This window comes from Micromonospora sp. RTBAU3-60, from assembly GCF_054963695.1.
This window is the reverse complement of sequence record NZ_JBUEGB010000043.1, coordinates 1-15,832: the sequence shown is the minus strand read 5'-3', so window position 1 is coordinate 15,832 and position 15,832 is coordinate 1. Positions and strand designations below refer to the sequence as shown.

The following is a 15,832-nucleotide window of genomic DNA, read 5'->3' as shown; positions in this document are numbered from 1 at the left end:
CGATCCTGGTGCGCGGCCCGCCGGTGGCGGAGCAACCCGGTCACGACTTCGTGTGCGTACGTCCTGATCCATCCCCGCGGTCCCGGCCCGCGCCGCCCGGACCGTCCGTCGCCACGGAGCAGTCCCATGAGCCGTTACGTCGCCCCGCTGGGCTTCACCCTCGCCGCTCTCTGGGTGGCCGTCCTCTTCGTCCTGGCCGGCGGTCGCTGACCGCCGACCGGGACGCACCCCGGCCGGCCCCAGCGTCCGCCCCGCCGGCCGTCCCGCCTCAGACCAGGCGGGACGACCAGAGCAGGCTCAGCGCACCCGCGCAGAGGGCGAGCAGCAGCGCGATCCCCGCGTACCACTGGGTGATCTCCCGCGGCTCGGTCCGGAACCCGATCGAGCTGCCCATGTCCTGGTAGACCCGCTTCAACTCGCTCACCGAGGCGGCCTCGTAGAAGTAGCCCTGGGTGGTCTCCGCGAGCTGGGACAGCGCCGCCCGGTCCACCGGCACCCGCTGCAACTGGCCGCCGATGTCGACCTGGCCCGAGTCGGTGCCGAACGCGATGGTGGAGACCGGCACGTTGGCCGCCTGCGCCGCCGCGGCCGCCTCCTCCACCGACCGCCCCGAGGTGCGGTAGCCGTCGGAGAGGAGCACGATCCGGGCCGGCGGGATGCCGGCCGCGCCGTCGGCGGGCACCGAGCGGATCGCCTCCAGGCAGGTGAAGACGGCCTCGCCGGTGGCGGTCGCCTCGGCCAGCACCAGCCCGTCGATGGCGGTGGTCACGGCGGCCCGGTCCTTGGTCGGCGGGACCAGCACGTTCGCCGACTTGGCGAAGGAGACCAGCCCGAGGTTGTAGGTCTCCGGCAGCTCCCCGACGAACTGCTTGGCCGCCTCCTGGGCGGCTTCGAGGCGGTTCGGCGCCACGTCGTCGGCCTGCATCGACAGCGACACGTCGATGGCCAGCATCACGGTGGCCCGTTCCAGCGGCTCCCGGGTGTCGATCGCCGGCCGGGCCAACGCGGTGGACAGCACCAGCAGGCAGAGCAGGAACGCCGTCGCCGCCACGTGCCGCCGCCAGCCCAGCCCCTTGGGCGCGAGGGTACGCAGCAGGTCGACGTTGGTGAACCGCATCGCGTACGCCCGGCGGTGCAGCTGCCGCCAGACGTACGCGGCGGCCAGGGCGAGCACCGGCAGCACGGCCAGCAGCCACCACGGTTGCAGAAAACGGATCATCGGGTCGTCCCTCGGGTCCGGGCGTGCCGCTGCGCGGCCACGAACCGCACCATGTCCAGCAGCCAGTCTCGGTCGGTACGCAGTCGCAGATGGGCCGCGCCGGCGGCGCGCAGCTCGGCGGCGACGGCCGCGCGCTGGACGGCCGCTGCATCGGCGTACCGGCGGCGCAGGCCCGGGTCGGCGGTCTGCACCTCGTGCAGCTCCCCCGTCTCCGGGTCGACCACCGGCAGCACCCCCACGTCGGGCAGCTCCAGCTCGCGCGGGTCGACCACCTCGATCGCCAGCACGTCGTGCCGGACCCGCAGCTTACGGAGCGGCCGGCCCCACTGCTGCGGTGGTGCGAGGAAGTCGGAGATGACCACCGCCACCCCCCGCCGCCGGGGCGGCCGGTTGAGCATGTCGACCAGCGCGCCGAGGTCGCTGCGCCCCGGCCGGATCTCCGTCCCGGCGATGGCCCGGAGCATCCCCTGCGCCTCCTTGCGGCCGGCCCGCGCCGGCAGCCGCAGCAGGGTGCCCGGGCCGCCGGCCGGCGGGCCGCCACGCCACCGGCCGGTGGGCGCGGGCACCGCACTCCCGGTGCCGACCACCGCGCCGATCCGGTTGCCGCCGCGGACGGTCAGGTGGACCAGGGCGGCCGCGGCGGCCACCACCACGTCCCGCTTGAGCCACTGCCCGGTGCCGAAGTCCAGGCTGGCCGAGAGGTCCACCGCCAGCCAGGTCTCCAGCTCCCGGTCGGCCACCGTACGCCGCACGTGCGGCGTCGTGGTCCGCGCGGTGACCGGCCAGTCCATCCGGCGTACGTCGTCGCCGGGGCGGTACTCGCGGGACTCCCCCGCCTCGCTGCCCGGCCCGGGCAGCAGCCCGGCGTAGTCGCCCTGGAGCAACCCGTCAAGCTTGCGGGTGACCATCAGCTGCAACCGGGCGAGGACGGCCCCGGAGCGGTCGCCGGTGGCCGGCAGCCGGGTGGGTGGCGTCACGGCCGCTGCCCGGGCCAGCCGGCGCCGGGCGGCGCGGCCGGTGGCGGCGGCGTGGCCTGCTGCCGGGGCGCGACCGCCGGCAGCGGGATGGTCGACATCACCCGGTGCACGATGTGGTCGGCCGGCACGTCGTCGGCGAGCGCGTCGTAGCTGAGCACCAGCCGGTGCCGCAGGATGTCCGGGGCGATGTCCTGCACGTCCTGCGGCAGCGCGTAGTCCCGGCCACGCAGCAGCGCCAACGCCCGGGTGGCCCGCACCAGGCCGAGCGAGGCGCGCGGGCTGGCGCCGTACTGGATCAGCTGCGCGACGTCCGGCATGCCGTGCTCGGCGGGGGCGCGGGTGGCGAGCACCAGCCGGACCGCGTAGTCGACCAGGGCGTTGTGCACGAAGACCTGGTCGGCCTTGCGCTGCAGGGCGATCAGGTCCGGGGTGTCGAAGACCCGGGTCGGCTCGGGCGGGGCCACACCCATCCGGTAGACGATCTCCCGCTCCTCGGCGTCGGTCGGATAGCCAACCACGATCTTCATGAGGAAGCGGTCCCGCTGCGCCTCCGGCAGCGGGTAGACCCCCTCCTGCTCGATCGGGTTCTGGGTCGCCATCACCAGGAACGGGTCGGGCACCCGATGGGTCTCCCCGCCGATGGACACCTGGCGCTCACTCATCACCTCCAGCAGCGCCGACTGCACCTTCGCCGGGGCTCGGTTGATCTCGTCGGCGAGCAGGAAGTTGACGAACACCGGGCCCAGCTCGACGTCGAACTTCTCGCTGGACTGCCGGTAGATCCGGGTGCCCATGATGTCGGCCGGCACGAGGTCCGGGGTGAACTGCACCCGGGCGAACGATCCGCCGACCACCTTGGCCAGGGTCTCCACGGCGAGGGTCTTGGCCACGCCGGGCACCCCCTCCAGCAGGCAGTGCCCCCGGGCGAGCAGGGCCACGAACATCCGCTCGACCATCCGGTCCTGGCCGACGATGACCCGCTTGATCTCGAACAGCGCCCGCTCCAGCAGGGTGGCGTCCTGGGCCGGGGTGGTGATCGCCGGGGGCGGCGCGCCCGGCACGGCCTCGGTCGGGGTCGGGGCGTCGGGCGTGGTCGGCTGGGCCACCGGTCCTCCACAGCTTGGTCGTCGTCGCGGCTGGTGCGTATCAAGACTGTCATGCCCGGCTGAGAGCCGAGGGCGGGAGAGGGACCATTTTCGCCGCGCCGTCCCACCGCACGGAAAACGCTGAACACGGGTGGACAACAAGGGGTCCAGCGTGTGTACGATTCACCCCGTCGCCGGGCGGCTCCCCCCGTGGCCGCCCGGCGCTAAGCTTCCCGGGCGTGCGGGCCTAGACTCGCCCCGGTGACCATTCCCACTCCCGCCGACGAGGCGCTGATCTGCTCGGCGCGGGGGTGCCGCGCCCTCGCCGTCTGGGCCCTGCGTTGGAACAATCCCCGCCTGCACGACGCCAACCGGCGCAAGACCTGGCTCGCCTGCGCCGAGCACCGCGAGTCCCTCAGGGGGTTCCTCGACGCGCGCGGCTTCCTCCGCGAGGTGGTGGCGGTGCCGGAATCGCCTACGCTCGAAGCGTGAGCGAGCGGAGCGAGGGAACCATTCAGCTCAGCAACCGGGCGCCTCGCGCCGGCGTCGGGCGAAGCGAGGCGGCGGCGTGCGCCAGCGGAGCGGATCACCCCGGTGAACGGTGATGACCTCGCCGGCCGCCCGCCGACCCGGCCCGGCCCCCTGGAGCCCTGGCCGGACACGGTCCGGTGGCAGCCGATCTCCCGCGACCTGATCTGGGTGGAGCTGATCCGGCTCGGCATCGGGTTCGCCGTGGCGCTGCTGGTGCTCGGCGTGGCCTGGGCGATCACCGGCCACTGGCTGCCCGGCGTCGTCCTCGGCGTCGCGGTCCTGCTGGCCGCCTGGCGGGCGGTCACCATCGTCCGGGCCGTGCACGCGTGGGGTTACGCCGAGCGGGAGAACGACCTGCTGGTCCGGCACGGGCTGCTGGTCCGGCGGCTGTCCATCGTTCCGTATTCGCGGATGCAGTTCGTCGACGTGACCGCGGGCCCGCTGGAGCGAGCGTTCGACCTGGCCACGGTGCAGCTGCACACGGCCGCGGCGGCGAGCGACGCCCGGGTGCCCGGTCTGCGGCCGGCGGAGGCGTCCCGGCTGCGGGACCGGCTGACCGCGCTGGGCGAGGACCGGGCGGAGGGGCTGTGAGCCACGGCCCGGCCGACCCCGAGCCCGGCGCCCCGATCCCGCACCCGGCCGACCCGGCACCGCACCAGGCCGGCCAGGAGCCCGGCCCGGTGCCGCAGCCGGCCGGGGACGAGCGGCCCGCCGCTCCGGCCCCGTGGCCGCACCCCGGGTACGGCCAGCCAGCGCCGCCCGCGCCGGGCCCCGCCGGCCCCACCTGGCCCCCGTCCGACCGGCCCGGGCCACCCCAGCCCGGCCACGGCCAGCCCATTCCACCGCCCGGCCACGGCCAGCCCGCCCCGCCTCCCCTCGGCTACGGACAGCCCGCCCCGTCGCCCGGCTACGGCCAGCCCGGACCCGGCGCGTGGGCGCCACCCGGACCGGGCCCGTGGGCGCCACCCGGACCCGGTCCGTGGGCGCCGGCCGGGGGCGGTCCCGGCTGGCCGGGGAGTCCCACCCTGCCGCCGCCCGGGGGCGAGGAGCCGCGGCAGCGGCTGCATCCGCTGAGCCCGGTGCTGCACGGTGCCAAGTCTCTGGTCGTGGTCATCGCCGGCCTGTCCTGGTCGACGCTGTCCCGGGTCGGCTTCGGCTGGTTCACCGTGCTGGTGGCGGTCTTCGTGGCCGGGGCCACCGTGCTGGCCGTGGTGAGTTGGTGGAACACCGGCTACCACGTGGTGGGCCGCGAACTGCGGGTGCACGAGGGCCTGCTCTGGCGGCGTACCCGGGCGATCCCGCTGGAGCGGTTGCAGGCGGTGGAGGTGGTCCGGCCGCTGCTGGCGCAGCTGACCGGGCTGGCCGAGCTGCGGCTGGAGGTGGTCGGCGGGGGCAAGACCGAGGCGCCGCTGGCGTACCTGGGGGTGGCCGAGGCCGGCGCGCTGCGGCAGCGGCTGCTCGCCGTCGCCGGCCGCGCGCCCGAGGTCGTCCCGCCCGCGGCCGGCGCGCCGCCGCCACCGGCGCCGGCCGGGCGCCGGCTACACGCCGTACGCAACCAGGACCTGTTGGTCAGCCAACTGCTCACCCCGCAGGCGTTCCTGCTCCCGTTCGGCGTCGCCTTCGTGGTGGCGCAGTTCCTCTCCGAGGGGTCCTGGTCGTTCATCGCGGTGGCCAGCACCCTCACCGCGATGGCCGGCGTCGTGCTGCAACCGGTGCGCCGGGTGCTCGACGACTGGTCGTTCCGGCTCGACCGGGACGACGGCACGCTGCGCGTCCACAACGGCCTGCTGGAGACCCGGGTGCAGACCGTCCCGCTGCACCGGGTGCAGACCGTCCGGGTGACCTGGCCCCTGCTCTGGCGGATGAAGGGCTGGCTGCGGCTGCGGCTAGAGGTGGCCGGCTACTCGGCCGCCGAGCCGGACGACCGGAACCGGCCGGACCGGCTGCTGCCGGTCGGCGACGCGCGGACCGGCGAGCTGATCGTCGCGGAGGTGCTGCCCGGCGTACGGCTGGCCGCGCTGCCGTCGACGGCGCCGCCACGGCGGGCGCGCTGGCTGCGTCCGCTGACCCGCGCGGCGGTCGGCGCCGGCCTCGACGAGCGGGTGTTCGTCGCCCGTTCCGGGCTGCTCACCCGCCAGTTGACGCTGGTGCCGTACGCCCGGATCCAGAGCGTCCGGGTGACCCAGGGTCCGGCACAGCGGCGGCTGCGGCTGGCCACGGTGCACGCCGACACCGCCGGCGGGTCGGGTGCGGCCGCGCCCGACCGGGACCTGGCCGAGGCGTGGGACCTGGCGGCCGAGCTGACCGCGCGGGCGCACGCGGCCCGGCACGCCGGCCGGGGCCGGCGACGCTGACCGGGGCATTCCCGGCCGGCACCGCGCCGGTCCCCGGCACCTCAGCGTTCGGCGGGCACCGGGTCGGCGACGGGCGGCTCGGCGTCGACCGGGGCTGCCGGGGCCGGCACGGCCTGCTGCGGGCCACCGGCGGCCGCCGCGGGCCGCGCCCGGCGGGCCGCCCACCAGCGCTCGGCCAGGCCGACCACCAGGAAGGTCAGCCCGACGTAGGCCCAGCCGACCAGCACGTCGATCAGGTAGTGCTCGCCGCTGTAGATGAGGGTGAAGGTCATCGCCAGTGGGTACGCGAGCAGCAGCGGCCACCAGCGCTTCCGCACCGAGCGCAGGAAGAACAGCACCACGAAGAGGGCGAACGCGGTGTGCAGTGACGGCATGGCGGCGACCGGGTTGGAGGCGATCTGCCCGGCGTTGAGCAGATTGCCCGCGCCGTGCATGCCGATCTCCTTCCAGCCCCGAGTGGAGATCCGGGCGACCTCGGTGAGCAGGCCGTTCTGCGCGGCCCACCACGGCGGGGCGGCCGGGTAGAGGAAGTAGGTGGCCAGCCCGGCCGCGCAGAGGAAGCCCCAGCGCCGCATGTACGCCCCCCAGCGCGCGCGGTCGCGCAGCCAGAGCACCGCCGCGGCGGCCAGCGTCGCCACGAAGTGGGAGAAGTAGACCCAGCTGACCAGCACGTCCCACCAGTGCACCTCGGGCCGGTAGAGGTGCTGCTGGAGCCAGACCGTGGGCACCTCGCCGCCGGTGGCCCAGCCCAGCATGAACCGGTCGGCGACGATCAGCTCCATGGCGTGCGGCGTCGCGCCGTTGTCGGCGAACCCCCGGGAGAGGTTGTACGCGGCCAGCAGCAGCACCACCGGGATCCAGTCCCGGGCGAAGCGCAGATGGCTGCGCCACGGCCGGGCGGAGTGCCAGGCGATGGTGCCCGCCCAGATCCAGAGGAAGGCGTACGCGGGGTCGGTCGGCAGGCCGATGGCGAACCATGCGGCCACGAAGCCGAGCGCCCAGATCGTCATGGCCACCACCCGGCGGCGTCCGCCGTCGGGCGAGGAGGTGGTACCGGTCCGGGCGGGGGGCTGGGGGTCTGTCACGACGGCCATCGCGGTCAAGGTTAACGGCGGGCCACGGATCGACTGACGGCGACCACCCGCCGGCCGAAGGAACGACGGTACGGAGAGCGGGCGTCCCCGCCCCGCCTCGTCTAGGCTCGGGGCATGCAGGAGCAGCCGGAGACGCCCTTCGCGCCGGGCCTCGCCGCCCGGGTCGAGCTGACCGTCACGGACGCCGACACCGCGCAGGCGGTCGGCTCCGGTGACGTGCCGGTGCTCGGCACGCCGCGGGTGCTCGCCCTCGTCGAGGCGGCGACCGTGGCGGCCACCGCGACGCGGATGCCGACCGGACAGACCACCGTCGGGCTCCGCGTCGAACTGGACCACCGGGCGCCGACCCTGGTCGGGCGGACGGTGGTCGCCTGGGCCCGGCTGGCCAAGGTCGACGGCCGGCGCCTGCTGTTCGAGGTGACGGTCGCCGAAGGCGACGAGATCGTGGCCGATGGCCGGGTCGAGCGCGTGCTGGTCGACCGGCAGCGCTTCCTGGAGCGCGCCTCGCGGGCGTCATGACCGCCCGATTCGTCGAGATCGCCGACGGCGTCCACCTGCTGCGCGAGCCGCTGCTGCAGGTCAACGTGACGCTGGTGGTGGGCGACGACGCGGCCCTGCTGGTGGACACCCTCTCCACCGCCGGACAGGCCCGGGAGCTGGCCGAGGCCGCCCGGGCGGTCACCGCGCACCCGTGGACGATCGTCAACACCCACCACCACTTCGACCACTGCTTCGGCAACGCCACCCTGGCCGCCGACCCGCCCCGTCCGGTCTACGCCCACGAGCTGGCCGCCGTCGCGCTGCGCGACCGCCCCGACGAGCTGCGCCGGGCGGCGTACGAGGAGATGCGCGACGAGCAGCCGGCGCTCGCCGCCGAGCTGGCCGGGACCGAGCTGCTGGCCCCGACGCACCCGGTGCGCGAGGAGACGGTGCTCGACGTCGGCGGCCGGCGGGTGCTGCTGCGGCACCCGGGGCACGGGCACACCGACGCCGACCTGGTGGTGCACGTGCCGGACGCGGACGTGCTGGTCGCCGGCGATCTGGTGGAGCAGAGCGGTCCGCCGGCCTTCGAGGAGTCGTACCCGCTGCAGTGGCCGGACGCGGTGGCCGACCTGCTGCGGCTGACCACCCCCGGCACGGTGGTGGTGCCCGGGCACGGCACGCCGGTCGACGTGGAGTTCGTCCGGGCCCAGCACGCCCAGTTGGTCCAGCAGGCCTGGCTGATCCGGGCCGGCCACACCGGCAGCGCCCCGCCCGAGCGGGTGGCGGCGGAGTCGCCCTTCGGCGCCCGCCCCGGTCTGCTCGCCGCCCGCCGCGGCTACGCCGAGCTCGACGGCACCGCCTGACACCGGGCGAAAAACCACATCCGGGATCACCCTCGATCCAGGAAACCGGGGGCCTCCTCGCCGCCCGGAGGCCCCTACTTCACGGCTCGAGCATGATCTTGGCCCTCGCCCAGGCGGTCAGGCGGGGAAGCGGGCGAGCACGGCGGCGCGGGTGGGCATGGCGACGGCGCCGCCGGGAGACTCGCAGACCACCCCGGCGACGCGCAGGGCGAAGGCGACCCGGTCCCGCCAACCGACCGGGTCCACCGGTTCGCCGGCGGCCAGCAACTCGGCGATCAACGCGCCCATCACCGAGTCCCCGGCGCCGGTCGCGTCCACCGCCTGGACCTTCGGGGCGGGGACGCGTACCACGTCGTCGGCGGCGGCGACCAGCGCGCCGTCCGCGCCCAGGGTGACCACCACGGTGGCCGCCCCCAGCTCCCGCAGGTACGCGGCGACCCCCTCCACCGGCTCGTGCGGGTAGAGCAGGGCCGCGTCGGCGGTGCTCAGCTTCACCAGGTGCGCGCTCGCGGCGAACTCGGCGACCACCTCGCGCAGCCCGTCCAGCGCGCCGGACCCGTCGAGCAGCCGGGGACGGACGTTCGGGTCGAACACCCGCAGCGCCCCGGCGGTCGCCCAGGCGCGCCGGGCGGCGGCCAGCACCGGCGGGTGGAGCAGCACGATCGAGCCGCAGTAGAGCACGTCGGCGCCCTCGACCAGGGCCACGTCCAGGTGGTCGGCGGTGAGCAGCCCGTACGAGCGGGGCTCACCGTAGAAACGGAAGTCCGGTTCCGGGCCGGCGAAGGTGGCCACCGCCAACGCCGTCGGCGCCGGTACGGTGACCGCTCCGGCCAGCCCGACGCCGGCCTCGCCGAGGAAGGCGCGGATCCGCTCGGCGAGCGCGTCGTCGCCGAGCGACCCGACGAACTCGACGTCGCCGCCCAGCCGGGCCACCGCCACGGCCACGTTGAGCGGCCCGCCGCCGATCGCCTGCCGGTAGCAGGGTTGCCCGTCATAACTGGTCTCGAGCAGGTCGACCAGCGCCTCGCCGAGCACCACCGCGTAGCCCATCCTGCCTGCTTCCTACTTCTTGCTCATAGTTGAGTGGTTCGGATGTTTCGCTCTCCGCCCAGCGGTGGCTGGGCTGGAGTCCTGGACCGGCAGTCTGGTCCGGTGGCGATCGGTCCGGTCCTGCAGGATCTGCTTCACCCGCCGGTGCGGTGTGTGCAGGGCGATGTCGGGGTCGCCGGCTCTTCGCAGGATGTTGATCGCGGCGTTCACGTCAGCCTGCCACACCACCCCGCACTCTGTGCAGTGAAACCGGTCCCCACTGCGTCGGCCGAAGTCGCCGCAGCGGTGGCAGGTTTGTGAGGTGTAGGCGGCGTTGACGGGAACGTGCGCAGAACCTCTACGCTCCGACACGCTTTTCAGGGCCTCGGCGGTGACTCCTTTGGTCCACGCGGCGAGACGCCGGTTGATGTTCTTAGGAAGCTTCTTGCGGCCGATGAAGCGTTTGGTGAGGTCTTCAGCGATCACCGTGTTCGCTTTGTCGACGACCTCGTGCACGGCGGTGAAGATCTCCGTACGCACCCGCGCCCGGTGCCGGGCGGCCTGCCGGTCCCGCTTGATCGTGCCGAGGTTGTTGGCCTTGATCCGGTGGGCCTTCGCGTGGTCACCGCGGAGCGCGGCGGTGTTGGCGATCGAGCGTAGCTTCGCCCGACGTCGGTTTCGTTCCTTCAACCGGTCCGACTCGCGGGTGAGCAGGTCGCCGAGTTGTTCACCGTGGGGCTGGCCGTCGGAGTCGGTGAGGGCTTCGGTGTAGCCCTTGTCCACACCGATCGTCGCCTCGCCGCACGGCCGCTGCGACGACGGCATCTGCGATGCGTCGATCTGGTAGTGCACCTCGACTCGGCCGCCACGCAGGATCAGCCGCAACGTCCCCGCCGGGGCCACGGTCGTCGACAGCGGGATCTTGACCATCTTGCGGCGTTCGAGACCGGGAACGGCCAGCCACAACCGGCCCCGCCCATCGACGACCGTGTTGTACTTGTCGGCGCGCACCACGATCTGATTGTGCGTGCGGTTGCGGCCACGCTTCCAATGCTTGCGCATCTGCCGTGCCAGGAACGGATCAGCGGCCCACTGGTCGGCCTTCAGCGCGCCGAACATTCGCTTGCGCTCGGCCGGATCGCTCGTGCGTCGGCTGATCGCCCGCCGGACCTGCACTTTGGCCGCCTCCAGGTTCGCGGCGATGTCAGCCATGGCGTCGCGGACGGTTTCCTTCCACGCATTCGCCAACACACCAGACAACGCGTGCGTGCCATCGGCCAGCCACCGGTCCCGCACCTGCCGGTCGGTCAACCCGGACCCGACACCGCGCACGGACCCGTACCGCTGCCACACCTCGCTGCGCACCCGGCCCAACCGACGGGCCTGCTCCACCAGGCCAGCGTACTTACCTGGGTTCAGCCGGGCCGAGTAGGCGATGCGGGTGACCTTCACCGGTCATCCCCCACGGTCAGGTCCACCCCTTCGAGTTCCTCCTCGTAGCGGCGCAGACCGTCCAGCCGGCACGAGAAGGCGTGCACGATGGCCAACAAGTCCTCCACCAGTTCCTGCTGTGGGGACAGTGACTCCTGATTGGCGACGACGAGATCGCAGCCGCCACGCGCCGCCACATGCTCCAGAAAGTCGCACCCGAACCGGGCCAACCTGTCCTTGTGCGCCACCACCAGCGTGGCGACCTCACCCCGGTCGACCGCATCCATCAACGCCAGGAACTTCTCCCGGCGACGACACCCGGCAATACACCACAAGCTTCCGCCGCCCGGCGTCGAAGCCCGGCTGCAACACCCTGCGCACATCAGAATCGTCGAAATACCGCTGACCCGACGGCAGACGACGAGCCGTGATCCGACCCTCCACCTCCCACCGACGCACCGTACTCACCGAACGGCCCACCCGCTTGGCGAACTCACCGATCCGATACACGCTACCCACAACAGTCAATTGTGGACAGCTCTGAAAGGAAAGCAACCACAGTCGCTGCTCCCCGTGTCGGTCGTACCCCGATCCTGGCGGACGCGCGCGCGGCTCAGCGGACCATGCTGCCGACGACGGGCTTGGTCAGCAGGGCGGACTGGTTGCGCTGGATGCCCGGGTCGAGGGTCTTGGCCACGAAGATGGCGTGCCAGATGCAGAAGATCAGCACCGTCCACACCTTGCGGGAGTGGTCCGCCTCCTCCCGCTTGTGCTCCTCCAGCAGCCGCATCGCGTACGACAGGTCGATCAGGTCACCGGCGCCGGAGGTGGCCAGCACGTGCCGGGCCCACTCGTACATCTCGCCGCGCAACCAGACCCGGGTCGGGGTCGGGAAGCCGAGCTTCTTGCGGTTGACGATGGCCGGCGGGACGACGCCCTGCAGCGCCTGGCGCATGGCGTACTTGGTGGCCTCGGAGCGCGGCGGCAGCTTCAGGTCGACCGGGATGCCGGCCGCCACGTTGAACACCTCGCGGTCCAGGAAGGGCACCCGCACCTCCAGCGAGTGCGCCATCGAGATCCGGTCGGCCTTGACCAGGATGTCGCCGCGCAGCCAGGTGTAGAGGTCGACGTACTGCATCTTGGTGACGTCGTCCAGCTCGGTGCACTCGGCGTAGATCGGCGCGGTGACGTCGGTGTAGCGGACCGAGGGGTCGTAGCGGCGCAGCAGGTGCTGCTTCTCCTCCTCGGTGAACATCCGGGCGTTGCCGTAGTAGCGCTCCTCGATCGGGGTGGTGCCGCGCTCCAGGAAGCTCTTGCCCTTGACGCCCTGGGGGATGGCCTTCGACACCGCCCGCAGGCCCTTCTGCACCCCGCCCGGCAGGCCGTTCACGGTGCTCAGCGACAGCGGCTCGCGGTAGATGGTGTAGCCGCCGAAGAACTCGTCCGCGCCCTCGCCGGAGAGCACCACCGTGACGTGCTCGGCGGCCTTCTTCGCCACGAAGTAGAGCGGCACCAGCGCCGGGTCGGCCACCGGGTCGTCCAGGTGCCAGACGATCTTGGGCAGCGCCTCGATCATGTCCTGCGGCCCGATCTTGGTGGGGATGGTGGTCACGTCGAGGTGCCGGGCCGAGTCCTGGGCCACGTCGATCTCGGAGTAGCCGGGCACGTCGTACCCGACGGTGAAGGTGAGGATGTTCGGGTTGAACTCCCGGGCCAGGGCGACCACGGCGGTGGAGTCGATGCCGCTGGAGAGGAAGGAGCCGACCGGCACGTCCGAGCGCATGTGCATCCGGACGCTCTCCCGCAGCGTCTCCCGGATCTCGTGGTAGAGCTTCTGCTCGTCGGCCACCGGCGCCGGCCGGAACACCGGCCGGTACCACCGGCGCACCTCGATCCGGCCGCCCGGGGTCCAGGTCAGGTACTCCCCCGACCCGATCCGACTGATCCCCTTGTGCAGGGTGCCCGGCTCCGGCACGTACTGCAGGGTCAGGTAGTGACTCAGATTGGCGGTGTCGATCCCGGCGTCGCCCTGATACGCGGACTGCGCGAACGGCAGCAGCGCCTTCTTCTCCGAGGCGAGGTAGAGGCCGTCCTGGGTCTGCAGGTAATGCAGCGGCTTGATGCCGAAGTAGTCCCGGGCGCCGAACGCCCGCCGCTCCTGCCGGTCCCAGATCACGAAGGCGAACATGCCGCGCAGCCGGGTGAGCACCTGCTCGCCCCAGTAGTGGTAGCCGGCGACGATCACCTCACCGTCGCCGTTCGTGGCGAACTGGGCGCCGAAGTCCCGGATCAACTCGTCCCGCAGCTCGATGTAGTTGTAGATCTCACCGTTGAAGGTGAGCAGGTAACGACCGTTCGCGTACGGCAGGGGCTCGTGACTGAGGGCCACATCGATGATCGCCAGGCGCTTGTGCGCGAACACGCCGTCCGCGTAGCGGCCGGAGGCGTCGCCCACCACCTCGACCCCGGTCTCGTCCGGGCCGCGGTGGTGCAGGCACTCCAGTGCGCTTGCGATGTGGTCGCGGTGGGCAGCGGCGTCACCGCGCGCGCTGAAAAAGGCCAGGAGTCCGCACATGATGGCCATCTTTCCACGCGGCCGGAGCGGCCGTCGCGGCACCGCAGGCTCTCCCCGCTCCCGTGCGCGCGGTACCGTCTGCACCAGCGACGAGGCTCAAGGAGGCGGACATGGCCGAGGAGCGGACCCAGCAGGGCAAGCCGGCGGACGGCACCGAATCACACGACCCCGACTTCCCGGAGGCGTTCCTGGCGTTCATGCGGCAGGGCTGGCGGGACAGCGAACTACCGGTCGGTCCCCGCCCCGAGGTGCCCAACTACGCCAAGCGGCGCGCCGCGCTCGCCGCGGCCTTCCCCGGCGAGACGCTGGTCATCCCCACCGGCAACGAAAAGGTACGCGCCAACGACACCGACCACCCGTTCCGGGCGGGCAGCGACTTCGCGTACCTGACCGGCGACCTCGAACCGGACAGCGTGCTGGTGCTGCGCCCGAACGGCGACGCCACGCTGTACATGCGGCCCCGGTCGTCGCGGGAGACCGACGAGTTCTTCCGCAGCCGCAACGGCGAGCTGTGGGTGGGCCGCCGGCCCACGCTGCACGAGAGGTCGACCGAGCTGGGGCTGCCCACCGCCGACCTGACCGAGCTGGACACGGCGCTGGCCGACCTGGCGCCGGGGCGTACCCGGGTGCTGCGCGGCTTCGACGCCCGGGTCGACGCCGCGGTGCGGCCGTACGACGGCGCCCGGGTCGACGGGCAGCCGGGCCGCGACCGGGAACTGGCCATCGCCATCTCGGAGCTGAAGCTGGTCAAGGACGAGTGGGAGATCGCGCAGCTCCAGGAGGCGTGCGACGCCACCGTGCGCGGGTTCGAGGACGTGGCCCGAGCGCTCCCGGCCGACCGGAGCGTCTCCGAGCGGCTGCTGGAGGGCATCTTCGCGCTGCGCGCCCGGCACGACGGCAACGACGTCGGCTACGGCTCGATCGTCGGCGCCGGCGAGCACGCCACGATCCTGCACTGGGTGCACAACCACGGCGCCACCCGGCCGGGCGAGCTGCTGCTCATGGACATGGGCGTGGAGAACCGCAACCTCTACACCGCGGACGTCACCCGGGTGCTGCCGATCAACGGCCGGTTCACCCCGCTGCAGCGTCAGGTGTACGACGCCGTCTACGCCGCCCAGCAGGCCGGCATCGAGGTAATCAAGCCGGGCGTGGCGTTCCGGGACGTGCACCTCACCGCCATGCGGGTGCTCGCGGAGGCGCTGAAGGACCTGGGCCTGCTGCCGGTGAGCGTGGACGAGGCGATGGACCCGTCCTCGACGGTCTACCGCCGGTGGACCCTGCACGGCACCAGCCACATGCTCGGCATCGACGTCCACGACTGCGCCAACGCCCGCAAGGAGATGTACCGCGACGGCCCGCTCGGCGAGGGTTACGTACTCACCGTCGAGCCGGGGCTCTACTTCCAGCCCGAGGACGAGCTGGTCCCCGAGGAGCTGCGCGGCATCGGCGTGCGGATCGAGGACGACATCCTGGTCACCGCCGGCGGCCCGGTGAACCTCTCGGCCGGCCTGCCGCGCCGCTCCGACGAGGTGGAGACGTGGCTGGCCGAGCAGCGCGAGGCCGGTCCGCGCCTGCCGGGCTGATCCCGGCCGTACGACCCTGACGGTGGGCCCCACCGCCGACGGCTGCGACGTTTCCGTCGTTCTGCCGCCGGTGGTGGGGCCCGCCGCTGTTTGCGCTGCTCGGCACCCTCCTCGCCGGCACGCGCCGAACGGTCTTCCGCCGCCTCCTGTGAGGCGAATGTGGGGTTTTTTCAGATACGTCCGCCTCGTGAGGATCCTTCTCATACGGTGTCGATCAGAGGCTACAACCGGTTTGTAGCTGGTCGCCCCACGAGGGGTGGTGCGACCCCTTTGTGCAACCGAAAGGGCGGAAGGCTCTGATGTCCAAGGACGTAACCACTTCCGACGGCGGGGACCCGATGAGCCCGCCGACGAGCAGGCGGCGCGCGATCTGGGTCGCTACCGGCGTGGCCGGACTGACCGGTGTCGTCGGTCTGGCGGCGCTGGGTGGCCTCGCCGCTCGCAACGACAAGTCCGACGACGCGCAGCGCGTCGCGGAGAACCACGCGGCCGCGCCGCAGAACGCGAGCGATGCCGACAAGGGCGGCGAGAAGGACGCCCACGAGGAGCAGAACAAAGCGGACGAGCAGGGCCGGGACGGCAAGGACCGGGACCAGGGCAAGCGT

At 73.0% G+C, this 15,832-nt stretch carries 13 protein-coding genes and 2 pseudogenes; 7 read left to right on the top strand and 8 right to left on the bottom strand.

Annotation, left to right across the window (positions count from 1 at the left end):
- Window positions 1–268: 268 nt before the first annotated feature.
- The 3 genes from ACY34I_RS28775 to ACY34I_RS28765 are packed head-to-tail and all read right to left on the bottom strand — an operon-like array spanning window position 269 to window position 3,302.
- Complete coding sequence (locus tag ACY34I_RS28775) at window positions 269–1,219, bottom strand: VWA domain-containing protein (protein ID WP_462758176.1); 951 nt, start codon at window positions 1,217–1,219, stop codon at window positions 269–271.
- Window positions 1,216–2,214, bottom strand: a complete 999-nt coding sequence (locus tag ACY34I_RS28770; protein WP_462758209.1) for a DUF58 domain-containing protein — start codon at window positions 2,212–2,214, stop codon at window positions 1,216–1,218. The genes ACY34I_RS28775 and ACY34I_RS28770 overlap by 4 nt, the downstream gene beginning before the upstream one ends.
- Entirely contained in the window at window positions 2,193–3,302 is a 1,110-nt protein-coding gene (locus tag ACY34I_RS28765) for an AAA family ATPase (RefSeq protein ID WP_462758175.1), read from the bottom strand. The genes ACY34I_RS28770 and ACY34I_RS28765 overlap by 22 nt, the downstream gene beginning before the upstream one ends.
- A gap of 240 nt (window positions 3,303–3,542) precedes the next feature.
- Between ACY34I_RS28765 and ACY34I_RS28760 the strand changes: the two genes are divergently transcribed.
- From ACY34I_RS28760 to ACY34I_RS28750, 3 genes are all read left to right on the top strand, one after another.
- Entirely contained in the window at window positions 3,543–3,773 is a 231-nt protein-coding gene (locus ACY34I_RS28760) for a hypothetical protein (protein ID WP_462758174.1), read from the top strand.
- Window positions 3,774–3,875: 102 nt separating this feature from the next.
- The gene (locus ACY34I_RS28755; protein ID WP_462758172.1) at window positions 3,876–4,403 is read left to right on the top strand and encodes a PH domain-containing protein; all 528 of its coding nucleotides are present in this window, start codon (window positions 3,876–3,878) and stop codon (window positions 4,401–4,403) included.
- A 434-nt stretch (window positions 4,404–4,837) separates the two neighbouring features.
- Window positions 4,838–6,166, top strand: a complete 1,329-nt coding sequence (locus tag ACY34I_RS28750; protein ID WP_462758208.1) for a PH domain-containing protein — start codon at window positions 4,838–4,840, stop codon at window positions 6,164–6,166.
- Between the two features lie 41 nt (window positions 6,167–6,207).
- Here ACY34I_RS28750 and ACY34I_RS28745 read toward each other — a convergent pair whose 3' ends face one another.
- A complete protein-coding gene (locus ACY34I_RS28745) occupies window positions 6,208–7,260 on the bottom strand; it encodes a phosphatase PAP2 family protein (RefSeq protein ID WP_462758170.1) in 1,053 nt (350 codons plus the stop codon).
- A gap of 114 nt (window positions 7,261–7,374) precedes the next feature.
- On the opposite strand from ACY34I_RS28745, the gene ACY34I_RS28740 reads away from it, so the two are divergent.
- Both ACY34I_RS28740 and ACY34I_RS28735 read left to right on the top strand, forming a co-directional pair.
- On the top strand, window positions 7,375–7,779 hold the full coding sequence (locus ACY34I_RS28740; protein WP_462758169.1) for a thioesterase family protein: 405 nt from the start codon (window positions 7,375–7,377) through the stop codon (window positions 7,777–7,779).
- Entirely contained in the window at window positions 7,776–8,606 is an 831-nt protein-coding gene (locus ACY34I_RS28735) for an MBL fold metallo-hydrolase (protein ID WP_462758168.1), read from the top strand. The genes ACY34I_RS28740 and ACY34I_RS28735 overlap by 4 nt, the downstream gene beginning before the upstream one ends.
- 117 nt (window positions 8,607–8,723) lie before the next feature.
- Here the strand turns inward: ACY34I_RS28735 and ACY34I_RS28730 are convergent, their stop codons facing one another.
- From ACY34I_RS28730 to asnB, 4 genes and pseudogenes are all read right to left on the bottom strand, one after another.
- A complete protein-coding gene (locus ACY34I_RS28730; RefSeq protein WP_462758166.1) occupies window positions 8,724–9,656 on the bottom strand; it encodes a carbohydrate kinase family protein in 933 nt (310 codons plus the stop codon).
- Window positions 9,657–9,668: 12 nt separating this feature from the next.
- Window positions 9,669–11,087, bottom strand: coding sequence for an RNA-guided endonuclease TnpB family protein (locus tag ACY34I_RS28725; protein ID WP_462758165.1), 1,419 nt, complete (start codon window positions 11,085–11,087; stop codon window positions 9,669–9,671).
- Window positions 11,084–11,585: pseudogene (locus ACY34I_RS28720) on the bottom strand (IS607 family transposase). The gene ACY34I_RS28725 and the pseudogene ACY34I_RS28720 overlap by 4 nt, the downstream one beginning before the upstream one ends.
- Window positions 11,586–11,679: 94 nt before the next feature.
- The gene (asnB, locus tag ACY34I_RS28715; RefSeq protein WP_462758164.1) at window positions 11,680–13,641 is read right to left on the bottom strand and encodes an asparagine synthase (glutamine-hydrolyzing); all 1,962 of its coding nucleotides are present in this window, start codon (window positions 13,639–13,641) and stop codon (window positions 11,680–11,682) included.
- Between the two features lie 110 nt (window positions 13,642–13,751).
- Here asnB and ACY34I_RS28710 point away from each other — a divergent pair, with 110 nt between their 5' ends.
- Both ACY34I_RS28710 and ACY34I_RS28705 read left to right on the top strand, forming a co-directional pair.
- A complete protein-coding gene (locus ACY34I_RS28710; protein WP_462758163.1) occupies window positions 13,752–15,227 on the top strand; it encodes an aminopeptidase P family protein in 1,476 nt (491 codons plus the stop codon).
- A gap of 299 nt (window positions 15,228–15,526) precedes the next feature.
- Window positions 15,527–15,832: pseudogene (locus ACY34I_RS28705) on the top strand (hypothetical protein); the annotation flags it as partial.